Raw genomic sequence first — 17,990 nt, 5'->3', positions numbered from 1 at the left:
AATTGCGCTGTCTACCAGTGTCCTGCTCCTACACCCTTTGCCATCTTGATTTGGGCATTGATGTACACGACGAGATCAAAACCGAAGCCCAGGACGAGGACGAACATCTGCCGCGGGTGCAGCAGTTTTCTGGGTTGCTGGGCGATGAATCCGATGCGCTTGGTCAGATAGTGCAATGGAATCCACCCATATGGCCATTTCGGGAGCTGGGAGCGAATGACTTCAGCGAGCCAGTTGTCCTGACCGGCTGCCGCTGCCAGAGCGGCGCGCCGCTGGGGCAGCGGAACGGCGCGCAGAGCTGTGAAGGCCGCGTGGTTGATGGCAGACCCTATGACGATGCGCGTCTGGTGCTTGATCAACGCAAGAATTGATCGTTCAGAGGCGAAAACATGAAAGACATCTCCCCCGTCGATTTTTGAAAAGTCCTCATCAGCAGTCATTGCATCGGTCAGGATCATTGCACGAAGAAAACCATCCTCGACGGCCAGACCGACGGGCATGTGCAAGAGGCGTGCTCTGGCGGAGGGCATCGCATACAAGGACCCGCAGATGGCTGTCTTCCAGTCGTTCAGCGTTTCGCTTCCCATGGCAATGGCCTTGTCCAGCAAGCCCAGATTCTCAGGTCGGAAAACGATGTCCTTGATGGGGTGCGAGTTGAACGCATGCAGCGCGGGGTTGGATGTCAGCCCCTTCACCAGTCTCAACAGGCTGTCCGATTCGGGTATGTCGATATCGGCATCCATGAAGACCAAAACGTCGGCGTCTGGCCGACTCAGTTCGTGGACGTAGCGGTTCCAGGTTCTGGACTTTCCACCTTGTTCCAATTCGGCTACGTCGACGCTTACGCCCAGCGGGGAGTTGGTTTCTGACCGGGCGAACGTGCGAGCCAGCTCGGCCGTGTCATCCTTGCATCCATTGGCGAGCACCAACACACGGACGTCCAGGCCGGCCACTTCTTGCCGCATCAGTCCCTGGAGCGTCCGCACGATTCCATCGGCTTCGTTGTGCGCGAACACACCAATGTCTACTCTGATGATCTTGTTCCCCATGTCGTTGCGATGTGATTGCATTGGCCTCAGAAAGGTGGATTCAAAGGAAGAAGAATTCCTCTGGGGATTCTCGAGCTGGGTCAGTGGCGAGAGGCCTGGGCTCGGGGCTTGACGCAATCCCGTAGCAGCAAACCCAAGCCCGCCGGGTAGTACACCAGGTAGCGCCTCCACAATCGACCAGGTTCTCGCGTCAGCCGGAACAGCCACTCCAGTCCAGCCTTCTGCATCCATTGGGGTGCGCGGCTGCCCTTCGGGCCCAGAATTTCAAAGGTGCCGCCGATCCCTGCAACGACCAGTCCAGGCACCGCCTTTTTCAGCAAGAACGCCAACTGGTCCTGCTTTTTTCCGCCCAAGGCCAGGAAAGCCATTCTCACCTGCTTCTCAAGCAGTGCATCCGCAAATTGTTGGACCTGCCCGGCGCTCAGATCCACACGTCCATCAAACAGATACTGGCAGGCTCGAACGGCAGACTCTCCATACTTCGCCAGGGTGGCTGCCGGATCGACGCCACCAATCACCGCGTAGGTAGGAATGTTGGGAAGTCTGAGATAAGCGTCCACCAGGTCCACGCCCGTCGTACGCTCCGGGATCGCCCGATCCGGCCCCTTGAACCGGGACGCCCACACCAGTGGCATGCCGTCTGCAGTGATGATGTCCGCCTGGGACAGGAGATCGTGGTAGCTGGGTTCGCGTGCGAAGCGCGCGAGCATTTCGGTGTTGAGTGTGAGAACCCAGGTGGTTTTCTTCTGACCGATGCGCGCAAGAATGTCTCCCAGCGTTTGCTGCATGTTTGCTCGCGAGACAGGCAACCCGCACAGGACGCAATGTTCACTCATGGGTGGTATTCCGGTCGGGCCGGGTCGAAGGGGTTGATTCGGGCGACTTCAGCCTGTCGGCCAACATCCCGTCTGCAAAGGGTCCGCGCCCTCCAACCGTCGGAGCAGCGTCCGTAGCGTATTGTCCACTTACTTGTATTCGATGATGTGGCGGGAGCCACCCCCAAGACGCGAAAGGTGGAATTTCATGGCCCCCCTGGCCTCAGCGAATTTGCCCAGAATCATGAAGGTGCTTTCGCGAGCCGAGCCGGTTCGAATCAGCAAACGCACCCACTGTAGAGGGTAAAGGGCAGCGAGCAGCGCTGCAGGGGGACCAGCCAGGAGCACGGCCAGGACGGTCGACGCCGGGAACAACACCCCCCAGAGCCAGGAGCGGCGGGCCTCCCGCACCCAGAATCGTTCCGGTGACGATCCGTGCAACCAGGCCCCCTCGGCGTAAGCATGACCTGACCGCACTGTGCGCACCCACCATTGCCGCAGGCGCGTGATGTTCGCATCGTGCAGCGTCATGTCTCGATCGAGACGGTGGATGTGCCAGCCTGCCTGACGAAGACGAAAGCACAACTCCGGCTCTTCCCCGGCGATCATGCTGTCTCGGTAACCTGAGGCGGCCTTCAGCGCGTCGACCCGCATCATGGCGTCACCACCACAAGTCTGGGTGTCGCCGATGGGGGTGTCCCACTCCCGGTCGCACATTGCGTTGTACATCGAGCGTTCAGGGTAGCGCTCGCGGCGTCTGCCGCACACCACCGCATACGTTGGATGCCCCGCGAGGAAACCGTGTGCCGCCTCCAGCCAGCCGGGTAGCACTTCGCAGTCTCCATCCACGAACTGGACGAGTGTGACGTCGGGGAACTGCTGAAGCAACTGCCGGAAGCCGGTATTTCGTGCGCGCGCAGCGGTGAATGGTTGCGACATGTCGAGATCAACGACCACAGCCCCCATCTTGGCGGCCATCTGGCTGGAGCCATCGGTGGATCCCGAGTCGACGTAGACCGTGGCGGGCACCGCTGGCAGCAGTGACAACAGGCACCTGCGCAGTCGCTCCCCCTCATTGCGCCCGATGGCAACCACGCCCAGCTTGTGTTCTTGCATGTGAATTGACTTCCCGATGACCGGGAGGGCGACATACAACGCCTTCCGCATTTGCCGGAGTTCAGAAGTATTAGAACTTCCGTTCGATCCTAGCATTGATCGCGAGCTCATCCGGAGCATCTGCAATGGCTCTCTTGGGCGCGCTGTTCGCGGGCCATGCCCACCTATGTGGCATGCAGAACATGGCAACTGATGCAGGCGCGCAACGCCTCATGGCTTCGCAGCGGAGCCTGTAAGCGTTTTGTAGTGCCGGTGCTATGCTGCCGCCGAGCTTCCTCCGAGTTGCGTGTCAATGAACCACAGGTACTGAGAATGCAGATATCAACGTTGCGTGCAACCGGTCTGATTCGGCGAAATTCCCTCTCCTTCATAGAGCATGTGTTTGCGCTGAATGAGAAGCGCCAGCCGCTCGTCAGCTTTCAGGATGAGGCCTCGGCCAAAGAGTCTCTGGGAATAGCCATCGATCACTGCATCGTTCCTGATGCGGGGGGAGGCTGGTTTCGGCAACAGCATGCCTTGATCCGTGATGATCTACCTGCGCAGGTGACCTTCACATCGGGCACCGAGGGAAAGCCCAAGGGCATTGTTCTCAGCTATGCCAATTTGGCAGACGCTGCCGACAGGATCATCGACCAGATGCAGCTCACGGCAGAAGTTCGCGAGTACGTCGGTGTTCCCGTCACTCACAGCTTTGGCATGGCGCGTATTCGCGTCATCAGTGCGGTGGGTGGGCAGTCCTTCATCCCCTCACGCGGCTTCGATCCTCTGGAGCTGGCACGCATGCTGGAGGCTGGCGAAGTGAATTCGCTTTCGGCGGTGCCAACCCTGCTTAGGATCCTGCTTCATAAGCCGCAGGTCATTGGTGAGGCGGGCAAGAAGCTTCGCTGGATGGAGATCGGTTCGCAGTACATGACCGCTGCGGAAAAGCGGGGTGTCCGTGATCTCTTTCCCAATGCCCGGATCATCCAGCACTATGGATTGACAGAAGCTTCGCGCAGCACGTTCTTGCTGATTTCAGAAGTTTCCGACGACTTGCTCGAATCGGTAGGCCGCGCGGTTGGAAAAACCGAGGTGGGCATTTCTCCTGAGGGGCGCATCCGGATCCGCGGCCCTCACGTGGCCCAATGGCGTCTTGAAGGCGACCACATGCAGGCTTTGCCAGGAGCAGACGGCTGGCTTATCACCGGCGATCTGGGTCATTTGAAGGACGGCTACCTGTTCTTTGACGGAAGAGCCGACGACCTGATCAACAGCGGCGGTGTGAAGATCAATCCGGACCTTCTGGAAGAAAAGATCGGCAAGTTGCTGCCGCAAAGCGGGCGTCTGGTCGTGGCCAAGGTGCCCGACGCCATGCGCGGTGAGGGCGTCCTGGTGGTGGCGGAATCGGCGGGCATGGACCCCGCTCAATTGCAGACAGCCTCGAACGAAGCGTTGAAGATGCTCGGTCTGGAAGTTGGGGATGCCTTGCACGTCAAGGTCATGGCCTCCATTCCGCAAACCGCGACTGGAAAGCCGTTGCGCCGTGTGTTGACAGAGGCTTTCGTCGCCGAGAACAAGGACGCTCGCAGCAAACCTGACACTCGAAGCCCTCCCGAGCAGTCAAAGGCCTCGGATGTCATGGGTTTCTTCCAGCAGTTCTTTCCAGGACGAAAGATCGATGCAGGTGCGAGCTTCGAAGCGCTGGGCGGCGATTCGCTGGGCTATATCCAGTTCTCAATGGGATTCGAAGACCGGTTTGGTCCGTTGCCCAGTGGATGGGAGTCGCTGACGGTAGCGCAATTGCAAAGCAGCGTTCAGTCGGCGCCCAAAAGTGGCTTCGTTCGCTTGGAGGCCGCCACCCTCACGCGGGCGTTCTTCATGATCTGCATCGTAGCTTTGCATTTGGATACGTTTGTCTACAGCAACAACTGGGGCGCAGCCTATTTCCTGTTTTTACTTGCTGGTTATAGCGTGATGCGCTTTCAATGGCCAGACATCAGCCGAACGGGGAAGGTGGGCACGATATTGGGAACGGTGGTCAGAATTGCTGTTCCGACAGTGATGGTGGTTGCTGCACTGCAACTGTGGGCACACGAGACAGAGTTGAAGCCACTGCTGCTGATATCGAATTTGTTTGATCCGCGTGAATACCACGTTGCATATTTCTATTTTGCTGAAATATACATGCAGCTGTTGCTTCTGATTGCCCTTTTGTTTTCTTCCAAGGCAGCAAGGGATGCATTCATCAAGAGTCCCTTGGTCAGTGGCACGGTACTGCTTGTTTTTGCGATGGTGTTGAGCTACTTCACCGAGCTTGTCTGGGACACAAACTACATCTACCACCGTACCCCCACCTGGTACCTGTGGACTGTGGCTTGCGGCATGTTGATTGCCAGTGCGGGAGCGCGTGATGTGCTGACACGCTTGATTGTGATGGTCATCGTGTCGATCGCGGTGGTGATGCACCATGGATTCACGTCAGCAACTTATTACATATGCGCAGGCTGTTCGTTGTTGCTGTTTTGGCCTGAAATTTCAGTTCCAGCCCCCGTCAAACGGGTGGTTGGTGAAATTGCCGGGGCTTCCATGTTCATGTACCTCAGTCACTACCAGGTCAAATCTGTGGTGACCCGACTGTTTCATGGGCCAATGCCTTGGGTAGCCCTGTTTGCTGCGGTAGTTGCAGGTATTGTGTTTGCTCGGGTCTATTATTGGAGCGAAGGGCGTGTGCTGGCTTTGGGCCGGCAGCAGGGATGGTGGGGAAGGTAGTCGCCTAGGTTGAGCTGCATCTGCTCATTCGCTTCAACGAAGAGGAAGGCGGGTTGCTTATCTGGGTGGACGTTTTGAGCAGTTGCTTCAGGAAAGTGGCACGCATATACCCCCCCCAACGTTGCAGACGCCTGAATTGTACGCGGTGGGATTTGTCACGATTGGTTTGAATGATTGCAGCTTCATGCCGCGGCGGCTGAATCTTTGCAGGCTTGGCTCTATTTCAGAGCTGGACCGATGACCGATGATGGAGCAGACGGTGCACGAACCTGATCTCTGACCACACCGGTGTACGCCACGCACAATCCAATGAGCGACCAGTACACCACTGGAATGGCAATGATGCTGCTTACCGTGTAAATGATGAACATGGTGGCTACTACCGTTGCAAACAGCGCTCGGCCCATGACCGCAATCCGTGGGGCCATCTGACGCGCCATTCGTGTGTGCTGGCGAAGTTGATTGAGTGTGCTCAGGAAAATGCCGAGAAAGAGCACCAAGCCAAGCATTCCGGAGTACAACGCAACACCCACGTACGAATTGACCACATCAATGATGCCTTCACCCTGCATCATGACTTGAAGCTCTGGTGCGCGAAGAAAATCGAACGAACCCAGCAGGAAGTGGCGTTCAATCACCGGTAGTGCAGCGGTGAGCAGGTTGGCCCGGTATTCGACATTGCCCTGATCGGCTGTGCCAATCACAGGCAGCATGTCGATCAACAGTTGGCCACTGGGCAACGCGCTCAGAAGCAAGAATGCCACCAGGACGCCCAGGCAGAGGCCGCCCAATCGCTTTAGGGCTTTCGGACCCAACGCCAGGTAGACAAGTACAAGAAGCAATGCGCCCACCCAGGGGCCGCGCGATATGGAGGCAACAACGCCCCCGGCCAGCACCGACAGGCCAAGAAGCCTCTGCGAAGGCTTCGAAATAGCCTTGTTCAAATAGAAAATGAAACCCAGGGCAACAACCAGCACATAGCCAAGGACGATCGAATTGCCTACGGACGCGTTGGGCCGCAAGAGTCCTGATCGCATCAGGTAGCCACCGAACATCCATTCGTTCACGCCTAAAGATCCGAGGACGGCTGAATACAGCTTCCAGCTTCGAAGAATTTCGAAGACAGCCACCAGCGACAGAACCATTGATGCAACGACGAACCCCGTCATGGCGTGACGGAGCCCCTCCTCGTTACGAATGCTCCTGCTGGCCACGTAGTACGGAAGAAAGATGTCAATCCACAGCGACAGAACGGTCCGGAGCCCGCTGGTGACGTTGCCTGGCCGAAATGCAAGCAACGACATGAGCGTTAGGTAGCCCAGCACCCACCAATCCACCGGCGAGCTGCCGAGGCGCGGTGTGCTGGCACGTTGCAAGAGTGCGAGCGCCACCGGCAGCAGCAGAGTCACACCGAGCAGCCTGTAGTGGTCCAGCACCCAGAGGTGGTCGATGATGCCCAGTCCTGGTATCTCCGCCGGTACCGGCGGAGACACGAACAGCAGGACGAGGTACAGCCCCATGACGTGCTCTTCGCGTCTTCGGTAGAAAAGGAGCAGAGCGCCGGTGACCAGAATGCAAATCCACACACTGTTCGAGAGAAACAGTGCCAGCGTGGCAGCCACCCAGAGATTGCGCCAGCGCCTGAACGTCGCTTCTGGAATCAGTTGACAAATCGCGCCTCGTGCCACCTGGAAGAACACCAGGCTGAGTGCCATCAACACGATCAGCGCACGCAGATGTTCAGCCATAGCAGGGATGTCGTGGGCTCACGTCGGGGTTGGGGCGGCGGTACGGCCCGAAGGCGCTCATCAGTGGATGGCCACAAGAAAGAGTGGCGCATCGGCTGCGTGTGGCCAAGGCGCTGCCTCTGTCAGACGAGCGTCAGTAGTAGGCGTTCTGGGTGGGCGACTCGTCCTTGTTCAGAACGATCCCCATCAGGTTGGCCTTAGACAGCCGGGTCATGGCTTCCTCGACTTCCGTCTGTGTAGATACACCACTGCCAACCACCATCAGAACGCAGTCAACACGAGGAAGCACGCTCATGACGTCATCTGCCGCCAGAACCGGTGGCAGATCGAAGATCACGATCCGGTCGCTGTAGCGCTCGCGCAGATCCTTGATCAACTTGCCTACCTTTGCAGATGAGAGTAACTCCGACGCACCACTGACCGGTTGGTTGGTCGGCAGCACAACAAAACGCTCAAGACCGGGGTTGACCAGCGCCTCTGCGAGGTTTGTGTGCCCATCCAGAAAATCGTTGAGTGACTTCGGGCGGTTCAGTCCCAGGGAGCGGGCAACGCTGGGACGGCGCAAGTCGAAGTCCACCAGCAGCGCCGTGCGGTTGGTCTGCTGGGCAATGCTGATGGCCAGGTTGATCGCAACCACCGTCTTGCCGGACTCGACGCTGGGAGACGTGATCGCCAGTGTCCGCCAGCCGGACTCATCCATTCTTTGGAGCACCTGCGTCCGCAAGACGTCGAATGCCCAGCTTGCGGGGTGGGCCTTCTGATGTGCGACGACTCGATGGCGTTCCAGATGCGCGGGATCCAAGGACACCACGGCGGTCTGCGCATACTGCACGGCGCCCAGATCATCGGGCGTGTCCTCGTCTTTTTCGCGCGAGTCGTACGCGACGGACATTCCTGCATCGCCTTGGTGCGACGATTGGCGGTGCGACGATTGGCGGTCCGACGACAACAGGTCCGCCCTGGAGGCCTTCGCCTTTTCGATTGCAAGCTTGATGCGTTCCATGTGACAGCTTTCCTTCAACCCAAATGGGAGAACAAGGAGATCAATAGGGTCTGAAGGGGGATCACCAGGAAATGGATCACTGCAACTCCAACCACGGCGAGGACTGCGGCGAGCTTTACAAGCCGCTTTCGCAACAGTTGAGTGGACTGGATTTCATTGGCCGTCGTGATGTACGGCACCACTACCATCGGGCGTTGACCCGTCACGGCTGTGAGCGAGTTGACGCCGCGCACACGCGCGAAGATCAGCTCCAGCACGACAACAACGGCTGCTGCAGCGGCCAGCGCAAGGAAAAAGCCCAGTGCGACGATCTTGCGGCGATCTGGCTTGATCGGGTATTCAGGCAGCAAGGGGGGCTCGAGCAGGGTGAAGCGCTCGCCTTGCTGTCCGCCTTCCAGGTTTTGAACAATCTGGGCGGAAAGTTGCTTGGACCGAAGGTCTTCGTACTTGGCTCGGGTGGCCTCGTAGTCCCGTTGGAGGGCGGCTAGGTCCCGCTCGACCTGCGGGGCGCGTGACACCTGCGCTCGTTGCTGGGCAATGGCGCTGCGAAGGCTCCTTTGCTGTTCTGCCAGCAGGTCTGCACGCGCCCGGGCGGTGCGGCTCTGTGCCTCGAGACGGGACACGGCCAGCTTGGCCTGTGCCGCGATGGCGTCGCGGGTCGGGCTGCTGGCGGTGGCTTCCGTGCGCACGGCGCGCTCTAGGAGATCAATCTTCTGCCGCTGAGCCCTGACATCCGGGTGGTCATCGGTGTAAGCGCCCCGCAGACGGGCCAGCTCTGCTCGGGCGCGTTCCAGATCCTGTTCTACGGCAGATGGGCCCGATGGCGTGACCGTTCCGGGCGCCAGTACGCCTGCGCGCGCGCCCGCCAGTTCCACTTCAAGTGTCTGCAACTCGTCCAGCGCCATGCGGTGCTCGCGCTCCGCGGCTCTCAGATCACTTTCAAGCGCCTGAATGTTCGTCAGTGCAACCACCTGACCGTCTTCCGAGGCGCCGCCTTGCGAACGCTTGTAGGCAGCGATGCGCTGCTCCAGGTTTTCCAGCTGCGTCTTGACCCGATCGGCTTCCTGACTCAGAAACTCGTTGGCTCTTGAAGCCTGCTCGACCCGTTCCCTCACGCTGCTCTCGAGAAACAGCTGAATCAGCGCGTTGGTGACCTCCAGCGCCTTCTCCGGTTCACCGTGCTGGAAAGACACGTTGAACGCGAGGTTGTTGGCGGGCCGCTCCCATGCCGGCATGTTTCCAACCTGCACATTGACACCAATGCTTGCGCGCATCGCGGTGGCTATGTCGGTGTCCTTTAGGACGACGCCTGGAGGCGGCTCAAAAACACGATGTTCGGCTGCAATGCGCAGCAGGCTCTCGCGGGTCATGATCCGCTGGCGCAGCGCCTGAACCCTTTGTTCAGCGTTGCCGCCTGAAGGCGGCTGCACCACATCTCCTGCAATCTGCGGCCCCTCCACCAGCAGAGTGCCGCTGGCCTGGTAGGCCCGCGGCAACATCAGCGCCACCACCACCGAGGCGCCGATCACGACAACAAAGGTCAGGACAATCACCCAAGCACGGCGTCGGATGATGGACAAGTAGTCGTTCAGGCTCAGTTGGTAGTCGGCCGGCATGAGGGATCGTGAAGTTAGAAGTCGGGGTGCGAATACACCAACCCAATGGCCACCGAGTGGCCTTTGGCTGTGGGGCCGCCAGCGGGTCTGGCGCGTCGCTGCTCCAGGCTCATAGACACGGCCCAGAACCTGGTGATCTCGGACTGGATCCGTGCGTACACCATGGACCCGGTGTCGCGGTCTCCGTCCAGAGACTGGGCATGGCTGAGGCCTAAAGAGAAGGATGTGTCGATGGTAAGAGGGTAGGTGGCAGAGGCGTCAAAAACCTGCGAGCGTGTATACCCAGCCACCACACCGTCCGCGCTGACCTCGCGCGACCAGGACACTGCATAGCCGATGCGTTCCCCCGTGTAGGTCAGGCGCAGTGCGCCGACAGGCGCTGTCTTGCCTCTCACGGTGTTGGTGCGGACGGCTCCGGCCGCAGCATTCAGAACAAGGCCTTCGCTAAGGTCTCTTTCGTACCCGAGGCCGAGTTCGCTGCGTGATTCCCGCTCACGACCTCCGTCCGGAGTCAGGCGAGAAGCGCCCGCCGTCAGCGAGTACCGTGCGTTGGAACTCGCCGAGATGCGATAGGCGACCGATCCACTCGTCTCCCTGTGATTCACCAGCAGCGGTGTGTCGTAAGTGACGCGGGCATGTGAGAGATCCACTTCAAGGGCTGTTCCTGCCGTCAGGTTGTAGGTCCAGGTGCCTCCCACGGATCCCGTGCGCTCCTTGCTGTCCAGTGTCACCCGGCCGAAATCGGCAAATTCGGTTTCACGTGTGGATGCCTCCTCCAGCGAAGCCCGCAGTCCAAAGACCGCCACAGGGCTTGAGTTTTCCCAGAGCACGCGGACACTGGGCAAGCTGCGATTGGCGCTCAGATCTGTGTTGCCAGATCTTTCGATCAGCGCACCCAGCGACAGCTCAGTGCTTGAGGCCCCTTGGGTGGTCCTCAGCGTGTATTGGGGGTGCAGCCTGAACAGCGAGACACTGCCACGGCTTTCGGGAGAGAGGTCGGGGTTGCTGATCCGAACAGCCTCCAATGGCACGGTGAGCGAATTTTGCGCCAGTGCTGGAGACCAGACGATGGCCTGGAGGGCAAACGCCAAAGGGGCGGTGAGTCGTGCGTTCATGATCATGGAACCAGAATGGTGTCGCCGGGCATCAGAACCACGTTGGTCTCGAGCTGGTTCCCCTTGACCAGGTCGTCGTAGCGAACCGGCAGCACCCGGTTGCCCTGAGGCGAACTGCGCAACACCCGTATCGAATTACCGTCAGCAAACCGATCCAGCCCACCGACTTGACTGAGCATTTGCAGCACGGTGGTCTCCGACGACACCAGGGTCACTGCTCCGGGGCGCACCACCTTGCCGAGCACAAACACCTGATTGCCGTCCGTAGCGGTGATCGCCACAGTCACAACGGGCTCAGGAATGTACTTCTTGAGCTTCTCGGCCACCTTGGCCTCGACTTCCGGAGTACTCAGCCCCACCACAGAAACGCGCCCGGCCAACGGAAACGTGATGCTGCCGTCGGGCAGCACGCGCACGCCCATTCGCAAGGCCTCGTCCTTCCAGACCGAGACCATCAGCGCGTCGCCATGCCGCAATTTGTAAGCTGCGTCAGACTGAGCCATCAAAGAACCGCTGGCTGTCAGCAAAACAGCGGTCGTCACTAAGCTGGGCAGAACAGACATGGCAATCTCCAAGAATCAGAGCTGTTGCAGGGGAACCCGTTGACCAGGTAGAGAATGAAATTCTCCATGCTCGGACATGGCGAGGTTTCAAATTATTACGAACTTTATCTTACGCCAAGTCGATGAAGTCACAGCTCATCAAACCTCATCCGTACCCTCCAAAGGAGTAGCTGGGGCCAGTTGTTTGCCTCGGGCAGGGCATCCTGGTTCCGCTGTGGCCATGGAGCGAATGGTTCGAGGCCCAAAAGAAAAAGCCCCAAGTGATCGAATCACTTGGGGCATGTTCTGGCGGAGAGGGCGGGATTCGAACCCGCGGTGGGGATTAGCCCACACACGCTTTCCAGGCGTGCGACTTAAACCGCTCATCCACCTCTCCGCGAAGCCTGCGATTGTAGCAGGCCGCAGAGCGCGTTTTTCACTCCTTGGCTTTGGTCGTCCCGATCATCTGCATGGCTGAGCCGATGAGAGCCGAGACCTCGCTCATGTTGCCCGGGACAATGAGAGTGGTGGTTGCGTCGGCAGCCACCTTGCCATAAGCGTCCACGGCCCGCTCGGCCACCTTCAGCTGCACGGCCTGCTCGCCGCCGGGTTGCCGGATCGCTGCCGCGATGCGTTCGATGGCCTGGGCCGTGGCATCGGCGACCGCAGTGATCGCAGCGGCCTCGCCCTGGGCCTGGTTGATGGCGGCCTGCTTTTCACCTTCGGAGCGAGCGATGAAGGCCTCGCGTTCGCCGGTGGCGATGTTGATCTGCTCCTGGCGACGCCCCTCCGAGGCGGCAATCAGGGCGCGCTTTTCGCGCTCGGCCGTGATCTGGGCCTGCATGGCGTGCAGGATTTCCTTGGGCGGCGTCAGGTCCTTGATTTCGTAGCGCAGCACCTTCACGCCCCAGTTGAGCGCCGCTTCGTCAATGGCCTGCACCACCTGCGCGTTGATGATGTCGCGTTCCTCGAAGGTTTTGTCGAGCTCCAGCTTGCCGATGACCGAGCGCAATGAGGTCTGGGCCAACTGGGTCACCGCCACGATGTAGTTGGACGAGCCGTAGCTGGCGCGCATCGGGTCGGTCACCTGGAAATAGAGAATGCCATCGACCTGCAGCTGGGTGTTGTCGCGGGTGATGCAGACCTGGCTAGGCACATCCAGCGGGATCTCCTTGAGGCTGTGCTTGTAGGCCACCTTGTCGATGAAGGGCACCAGAAAGTTGAGTCCTGGGGCCAGCGATGCGTGGTACTTGCCCAGGCGTTCGACCACCCAGGCATTCTGCTGAGGCACGACCTTGACCGCCCGGATGATGAAGATCGCCGCGATGATGAAAAGAAACAGTGCGATTTCCATGGTGATGTCCCTGTGCAGTTGAAAAATGGATGCTTGAGGGTGCTAGGCAGTCAGGCCTTCTCCACCTTGAGCCGGTTGCCCACCAGCTCCGTGACCCGGTAGTTGCCTGTCTCTGCCACCTGGCCCTGTTCAAGTACAGCGGTCCACTGTGCGCCCCGGTAGCGCACGCTGGCGGTGCCATCGGGCTGCCAGTTGTCCACGTGCAGCGTTTCCCCGACGTCCAGGTTCACGCTGCGCAAGGACCGGACCGATGGATCGCCTTTGCGTTTGCGGCGTTGCAGGTGTCCGATGATCACGGCTGCAGCACCGACCAGTGCGGCAGCCACCAGCTGGCCGGAGAAGGAAAGCCCCGAATGGGCGGCAAGGGCGCCGGCTGCCAGACCGACGGCCAGCATGAGCAGGTAGAACGTGCCGGTGAAAAGCTCCAGTGCCACCAGCGCCGCAGCCATCAGCCACCACATGGTCGACTCGTCCATTGAACTCCTCCTCGGTATGCGCCACACCTTGTCTGGCAAGCGCCACATTCTGCGTCAAAAGGCCTGCGACAGAAGTTCAGCGTCATGTGATTTCCGTACACTTGCCCGCTTCCTGGCCCTTCCCACCCGCCCCGGCTCACACCGGCTGGAGATACGCGATGAAATTCCGCTTTCCCATCGTCATCATTGACGAGGACTTCCGTTCAGAAAACACGTCTGGCTTGGGCATCCGCGCCCTTGCCCAGGCCATTGAAAGCGAAGGCTTCGAAGTGGTGGGCGTGACGAGCTACGGAGACCTTTCACAGTTTGCGCAGCAGCAGTCGCGCGCCAGCGCCTTCATCCTCTCCATCGACGACGAGGAGTTCACGCCAGGACCCGATCTGGACCCCGCGGTGCTGAACCTTCGCAACTTCATCGAGGAAGTGCGCCGCAAGAACGCCGAGGTGCCGATCTACGTGCATGGCGAGACCAAGACCAGCCGCCACCTGCCCAACGACGTGCTGCGCGAGCTGCATGGCTTCATCCACATGTTCGAGGACACGCCGGAGTTCGTGGCGCGCCACATCATCCGCGAGGCCAAGAGCTACCTCGAAGGCATCCAGCCGCCTTTTTTCAAGGCACTGCTGGACTATGCGGAAGATGGTTCTTATTCGTGGCACTGCCCTGGCCACTCGGGTGGTGTGGCGTTCCTCAAGAGTCCGGTGGGCCAGATGTACCACCAGTTCTATGGTGAGAACATGCTGCGCGCCGACGTGTGCAACGCGGTGGAGGAGCTCGGCCAACTGCTGGACCACAACGGCGCCATTGGTGCGAGCGAGCGCAACGCCGCACGCATTTTCAACGCCGACCACTGCTACTTCGTAACCAACGGCACCAGCACCAGCAACAAGATGGTCTGGCACCACACGGTGGCGCCGGGCGATGTGGTGGTGGTGGACCGCAACTGCCACAAGTCCATCCTGCACTCGATCATCATGACGGGCGCCATTCCCGTCTTCCTCAAGCCCACACGCAACCACTACGGCATCATCGGTCCGATTCCGCAGGCCGAGTTCGAGGTCGATGCCATCAAGGCCAAGATCCGCGCCAATCCGCTGCTCGCCGGTGTGGATGCCGACAAAGTCAAGCCGCGCATCCTGACACTGACGCAGTCCACCTACGACGGCGTGCTCTACAACACCGAGACCATCAAAAACCTGCTGGACGGCTGGGTGGACAACCTCCACTTCGACGAGGCATGGCTGCCGCACGCGGCTTTCCATCCCTTCTACGGCAGTTTCCACGCCATGGGCAAGAAACGTGCGCGGCCCCAGCATTCGGTCGTGTACGCCACGCAGTCCATCCACAAGCTGCTCGCCGGTATCAGCCAGGCCAGCCATGTGCTGGTGCAGGACTCCCAGAGCACCAAGCTCGACCGCCACCTCTTCAACGAGGCCTACCTGATGCACACCAGCACCAGCCCGCAGTACAGCATCATTGCCAGCTGCGACGTGGCCGCCGCCATGATGGAGCCGCCGGGCGGCACGGCACTCGTGGAAGAGAGCATCGCCGAGGCACTGGACTTCAGGCGTGCCATGCGCAAGGTGGAGGCCGAGTTCGGACAGGACGACTGGTGGTTCCAGGTCTGGGGGCCGGACAACCTGGTGGAAGAGGGAATTGGTCGCGCCAGCGACTGGGTGCTCAAGCGCACTGATGCCGATGGTGTTCAGCCCTCTGATGGTGAGGAAGCCTGGCACGGCTTCGGTGACATGGCGCCGGGCTTCAACATGCTGGACCCGATCAAGGCCACCATCGTCACGCCGGGTCTGAACCTCAAGGGCGACTTTGCAGCCACCGGCATTCCGGCGTCCATCGTCACGAAGTTCCTGGCTGAGCACGGCGTGGTGGTGGAGAAGACCGGGCTGTACTCGTTTTTCATCATGTTCACCATCGGCATCACAAAGGGCCGCTGGAACACGCTGCTCACGGCGCTGCAGCAGTTCAAGGACGACTACGCCAAGAACCAGCCGATGTGGAGGATCATGCCGGAGTTCTGTGCCAAGCAGCCGCGCTACGAGCAGATGGGACTGCGCGACCTGTGCCAGCACGTGCACGCGCTGTATGCCAAGTACGACATTGCGCGCCTGACCACCGATATGTACCTGAGCGATCACACGCCAGCCATGAAGCCTAGTGACGCGTTCGCGCACATCGCCCACCGCACGACGCAGCGCGTGCCGATCGACGATCTGGAAGGGCGCATCACCACCAGCTTGGTGACACCGTACCCGCCGGGCATTCCGCTCCTGATCCCGGGCGAGGTGTTTAACAAGAAGATCGTGGACTACCTCAAGTTCAACCGCGAATTTGCCCGCGAATGCCCGGGCTTCGAGACCGATATTCACGGCCTGGTGCAGGAAACAGGGCTCGACGGTGTGGTCAGCTACTTTGCGGACTGCGTGAAGGCGGGGTAAGCTGGCAGCCCGACACCAGAGGAGCGCCGATGTTTCCCGAATACCGCGATCTGATCACACGCCTCAAGGGCCATGATCACCACTTCACCCGGCTGTTCGACAAGCACAACGAGCTCGACCAGCAGATCAGGAACAAGGAAGCCCACATCGAACCGGGCACGCAGCTGGAAATTGAGCAGCTTAAGAAAGAGAAGCTCGCCCTCAAAGACCAAATCTACGCGCACCTGCGCCAGGTGTCCGGCACCTGACGCCCTACGTCAGCGGGTTTGAGGCCGGTAGTCCGGGCGCTCGCGCAGAAAGCTGGCGAACCTGGGCTGCCCGCTGTCGTGCAGTCCCCTGTAGCGGTAGGTGATCCAGCTGCCGACGGCGGGCGGATGTTCGCGCTGTGCATCCGAGAAGCCCGTGCCCAGCCGGAAGCGCTGGCCGTGGGGTGTCTCGACCCACAGCGCGCCCATTCGTCCGGCATGTCGTCCTTTCCCTGGCACGTACGACAGTACGCGCGCCTCGGCATCGTCAAACGGCTTGAGCTTGACCAGGTCGTCGCCCCGCACCGCGCGGTAAGGCGAATCGCCTCGATGCAGCATCAACCCCTCGGCGCCTGCCTGTACGTCGGCCTTGAGCCGACGCTGCAGCGTGCCGTGGTCGGTGATTTTCTCCTGGGGCACCGCCACCACCCAAGGCAAATCAAGCTGGCGCACCAGCGCCTGGTAGGCAGTCAGCCGCTCGTCGAACAGGCCTGGATGGGCTGGCAGATCGAACACCATGAAACGAATGCGCCTCCAGGCCTCGTCACTGGCCTGCAACTGGCGCACGGTGCCGCTGACTTCCTCGAAACGGCCGCGGCCGGCCCACAGTTCGCCGTCCATGGGTGTCTGCGGCCAGCCCCGGGTGAACCAGGCGGGCGGCGATAGCAGTTCACCACCCCGGGTCCACAGGCGCTGCCCATCCCAGTAGCCACGCACGCCGTCGTACTTTTCGCTCACCCAGTAGGCCGACAGGTCCAGGCCGGGACGGTACTTGCCGGCCAGCATGAGGGCCGGTGGCGCGTCGGCGGCCAGCGATGCCAAAGGACACAAAAAAACACCGGTGATGGCAGCGAGGACGCTGCGCCGACTGGTGTCCATTGGGGTCATCGAAAAGGAGAAGCCAGGTCAGGAGACCGATTCGCTGTCCTTGCTGATGCCGGCGGTCTGGCTGAAGCCGCAATCCACATAGGTGATTTCAGACGTGACGCCCGAGGCCAGGTCGGACAGCAGGAAGGCGGCCACGTTGCCGACGTCTTCGATCGTGACATTGCGGCGCAGCGGCGAGGCTGAGGCCACATAGCCCAGCAGCTTGCCGAAGTCCTTGATACCGCTGGCGGCCAATGTCTTGATCGGGCCGGCGCTTATGCCGTTGACCCGCATGCCGCGCGGTCCCAGCGATTCGGCCAGGTAGCGCACGCTGGCCTCCAGGCTGGCTTTGGCTAGGCCCATGGTGTTGTAGTTGGGGATGGTACGCAGCGCGCCGAGATAGCTCAGGGTCAGCAGCGCGCCATTGGTGTTGAGGTAGGGCAGGGCCGCCTTGGCCATGGCCGGGAAGCTGTAGGCACTGATGTCGTGAGCGATGCGGAAGTTCTCGCGGGTCAGGCCGTCGAGGAAGTCACCGGCAATCGCTTCGCGCGGTGCGAAGCCGATGCTGTGCACGAAGCCGTCGAATTTGGGCCAGGTCTGCGACAGATCGGCAAACAACTTGTCGATCTGGGCATCGTCGCCGACGTCGCAGTCGAAGATCAGCTTCGAGTTGAAATCGGCCGCGAACTCGGTGATGCGGTCCTTGAAGCGTTCGCCCACGTAGCTGAAGGCCAGCTCGGCCCCTTGCGCATGACAGGCCTTGGCAATGCCGTAGGCGATGGACCGGTTGGACAGCACGCCCGTGATCAGCAGTTTCTTGCCAGCGAGAAAACCCATTGTTCA

At 60.4% G+C, this 17,990-nt stretch carries 15 protein-coding genes and 1 tRNA gene; 3 read left to right on the top strand and 13 right to left on the bottom strand.

What is annotated here, in order from left to right; translation table 11 throughout:
* Positions 1-11 precede the first annotated feature (11 nt).
* The 3 genes from ACFOPI_RS21655 to ACFOPI_RS21645 all read right to left on the bottom strand — a co-directional run bounded on the left by ACFOPI_RS21655 (position 12) and on the right by ACFOPI_RS21645 (position 2,980).
* Positions 12-1,049, bottom strand: coding sequence for a glycosyltransferase (locus ACFOPI_RS21655; RefSeq protein ID WP_382178658.1), 1,038 nt, complete (start codon positions 1,047-1,049; stop codon positions 12-14).
* 80 nt (positions 1,050-1,129) lie between these two features.
* Entirely contained in the window at positions 1,130-1,837 is a 708-nt protein-coding gene (locus ACFOPI_RS21650; RefSeq protein ID WP_382178655.1) for a WecB/TagA/CpsF family glycosyltransferase, read from the bottom strand.
* A gap of 177 nt (positions 1,838-2,014) precedes the next feature.
* On the bottom strand, positions 2,015-2,980 hold the full coding sequence (locus tag ACFOPI_RS21645) for a glycosyltransferase family 2 protein (RefSeq protein WP_382178653.1): 966 nt from the start codon (positions 2,978-2,980) through the stop codon (positions 2,015-2,017).
* 156 nt (positions 2,981-3,136) lie between these two features.
* On the opposite strand from ACFOPI_RS21645, the gene ACFOPI_RS21640 reads away from it, so the two are divergent.
* On the top strand, positions 3,137-5,728 hold the full coding sequence (locus ACFOPI_RS21640) for an AMP-binding protein (protein ID WP_382178651.1): 2,592 nt from the start codon (positions 3,137-3,139) through the stop codon (positions 5,726-5,728).
* 218 nt (positions 5,729-5,946) lie between these two features.
* On the opposite strand, the gene ACFOPI_RS21635 is transcribed toward ACFOPI_RS21640, so the two are convergent.
* From ACFOPI_RS21635 to ACFOPI_RS21600, 8 genes are all read right to left on the bottom strand, one after another.
* A complete protein-coding gene (locus ACFOPI_RS21635; protein ID WP_382178648.1) occupies positions 5,947-7,476 on the bottom strand; it encodes an O-antigen ligase family protein in 1,530 nt (509 codons plus the stop codon).
* A gap of 133 nt (positions 7,477-7,609) precedes the next feature.
* Positions 7,610-8,479, bottom strand: a complete 870-nt coding sequence (locus ACFOPI_RS21630) for a CpsD/CapB family tyrosine-protein kinase (RefSeq protein ID WP_382178646.1) — start codon at positions 8,477-8,479, stop codon at positions 7,610-7,612.
* A 14-nt stretch (positions 8,480-8,493) separates the two neighbouring features.
* A complete protein-coding gene (locus ACFOPI_RS21625; protein WP_382178643.1) occupies positions 8,494-10,095 on the bottom strand; it encodes a GumC family protein in 1,602 nt (533 codons plus the stop codon).
* A 14-nt stretch (positions 10,096-10,109) separates the two neighbouring features.
* Positions 10,110-11,216, bottom strand: coding sequence for a hypothetical protein (locus ACFOPI_RS21620; RefSeq protein ID WP_382178641.1), 1,107 nt, complete (start codon positions 11,214-11,216; stop codon positions 10,110-10,112).
* Positions 11,213-11,773 carry a polysaccharide biosynthesis/export family protein gene (locus tag ACFOPI_RS21615; RefSeq protein WP_382178639.1) on the bottom strand — a complete coding sequence of 187 codons (561 nt, stop codon included), beginning with the start codon at positions 11,771-11,773 and terminating at the stop codon, positions 11,213-11,215. Before ACFOPI_RS21615 ends, ACFOPI_RS21620 begins: the two co-directional genes overlap by 4 nt.
* 286 nt (positions 11,774-12,059) lie before the next feature.
* A tRNA-Ser gene (locus tag ACFOPI_RS21610) sits at positions 12,060-12,149 on the bottom strand.
* A 39-nt stretch (positions 12,150-12,188) separates the two neighbouring features.
* On the bottom strand, positions 12,189-13,106 hold the full coding sequence (locus ACFOPI_RS21605) for an SPFH domain-containing protein (RefSeq protein ID WP_382178636.1): 918 nt from the start codon (positions 13,104-13,106) through the stop codon (positions 12,189-12,191).
* Positions 13,107-13,156: 50 nt separating this feature from the next.
* Positions 13,157-13,582 carry an NfeD family protein gene (locus ACFOPI_RS21600; RefSeq protein ID WP_382178633.1) on the bottom strand — a complete coding sequence of 142 codons (426 nt, stop codon included), beginning with the start codon at positions 13,580-13,582 and terminating at the stop codon, positions 13,157-13,159.
* Positions 13,583-13,740: 158 nt separating this feature from the next.
* Between ACFOPI_RS21600 and ACFOPI_RS21595 the strand changes: the two genes are divergently transcribed.
* Positions 13,741-16,035 carry an Orn/Lys/Arg family decarboxylase gene (locus ACFOPI_RS21595; protein WP_382178631.1) on the top strand — a complete coding sequence of 765 codons (2,295 nt, stop codon included), beginning with the start codon at positions 13,741-13,743 and terminating at the stop codon, positions 16,033-16,035.
* A 29-nt stretch (positions 16,036-16,064) separates the two neighbouring features.
* The gene (locus tag ACFOPI_RS21590) at positions 16,065-16,283 is read left to right on the top strand and encodes a YdcH family protein (RefSeq protein WP_382178629.1); all 219 of its coding nucleotides are present in this window, start codon (positions 16,065-16,067) and stop codon (positions 16,281-16,283) included.
* A gap of 9 nt (positions 16,284-16,292) precedes the next feature.
* Here the strand turns inward: ACFOPI_RS21590 and ACFOPI_RS21585 are convergent, their stop codons facing one another.
* Entirely contained in the window at positions 16,293-17,159 is an 867-nt protein-coding gene (locus tag ACFOPI_RS21585) for a DNA ligase (RefSeq protein WP_382178626.1), read from the bottom strand.
* A gap of 27 nt (positions 17,160-17,186) precedes the next feature.
* Positions 17,187-17,984, bottom strand: coding sequence for an enoyl-ACP reductase FabI (gene fabI, locus ACFOPI_RS21580; protein WP_382178623.1), 798 nt, complete (start codon positions 17,982-17,984; stop codon positions 17,187-17,189).
* Between the last annotated feature and the right edge of the window lie 6 nt (positions 17,985-17,990).

Source organism: Hydrogenophaga luteola, assembly GCF_042648585.1.
Lineage (GTDB): Bacteria > Pseudomonadota > Gammaproteobacteria > Burkholderiales > Burkholderiaceae_C > Hydrogenophaga > Hydrogenophaga luteola.
The sequence above is the reverse complement of the archived record's forward strand: the minus strand, read 5'-3'. Positions and strand labels throughout refer to the sequence as shown.

Bases quoted from the DNA above. Each gene is read 5' to 3' on its own strand.
- ACFOPI_RS21655 (WP_382178658.1), bottom strand. From the start codon at position 1,049: ATGGGGAACAAGATCATCAGAGTAGACATTGGTGTGTTCGCGCACAAC.
- ACFOPI_RS21650 (WP_382178655.1), bottom strand. From the start codon at position 1,837: ATGCAGCAAACGCTGGGAGACATTCTTGCGCGCATCGGTCAGAAGAAA.
- ACFOPI_RS21645 (WP_382178653.1), bottom strand. From the start codon at position 2,980: ATGCAAGAACACAAGCTGGGCGTGGTTGCCATCGGGCGCAATGAGGGG.
- ACFOPI_RS21640 (WP_382178651.1), top strand. From the start codon at position 3,137: ATGCCCACCTATGTGGCATGCAGAACATGGCAACTGATGCAGGCGCGC.
- ACFOPI_RS21635 (WP_382178648.1), bottom strand. From the start codon at position 7,476: ATGGCTGAACATCTGCGTGCGCTGATCGTGTTGATGGCACTCAGCCTG.
- ACFOPI_RS21630 (WP_382178646.1), bottom strand. From the start codon at position 8,479: ATGGAACGCATCAAGCTTGCAATCGAAAAGGCGAAGGCCTCCAGGGCG.
- ACFOPI_RS21625 (WP_382178643.1), bottom strand. From the start codon at position 10,095: ATGCCGGCCGACTACCAACTGAGCCTGAACGACTACTTGTCCATCATC.
- ACFOPI_RS21620 (WP_382178641.1), bottom strand. From the start codon at position 11,216: ATGATCATGAACGCACGACTCACCGCCCCTTTGGCGTTTGCCCTCCAG.
- ACFOPI_RS21615 (WP_382178639.1), bottom strand. From the start codon at position 11,773: ATGTCTGTTCTGCCCAGCTTAGTGACGACCGCTGTTTTGCTGACAGCC.
- ACFOPI_RS21605 (WP_382178636.1), bottom strand. From the start codon at position 13,106: ATGGAAATCGCACTGTTTCTTTTCATCATCGCGGCGATCTTCATCATC.
- ACFOPI_RS21600 (WP_382178633.1), bottom strand. From the start codon at position 13,582: ATGGACGAGTCGACCATGTGGTGGCTGATGGCTGCGGCGCTGGTGGCA.
- ACFOPI_RS21595 (WP_382178631.1), top strand. From the start codon at position 13,741: ATGAAATTCCGCTTTCCCATCGTCATCATTGACGAGGACTTCCGTTCA.
- ACFOPI_RS21590 (WP_382178629.1), top strand. From the start codon at position 16,065: ATGTTTCCCGAATACCGCGATCTGATCACACGCCTCAAGGGCCATGAT.
- ACFOPI_RS21585 (WP_382178626.1), bottom strand. From the start codon at position 17,159: ATGGACACCAGTCGGCGCAGCGTCCTCGCTGCCATCACCGGTGTTTTT.
- fabI (WP_382178623.1), bottom strand. From the start codon at position 17,984: ATGGGTTTTCTCGCTGGCAAGAAACTGCTGATCACGGGCGTGCTGTCC.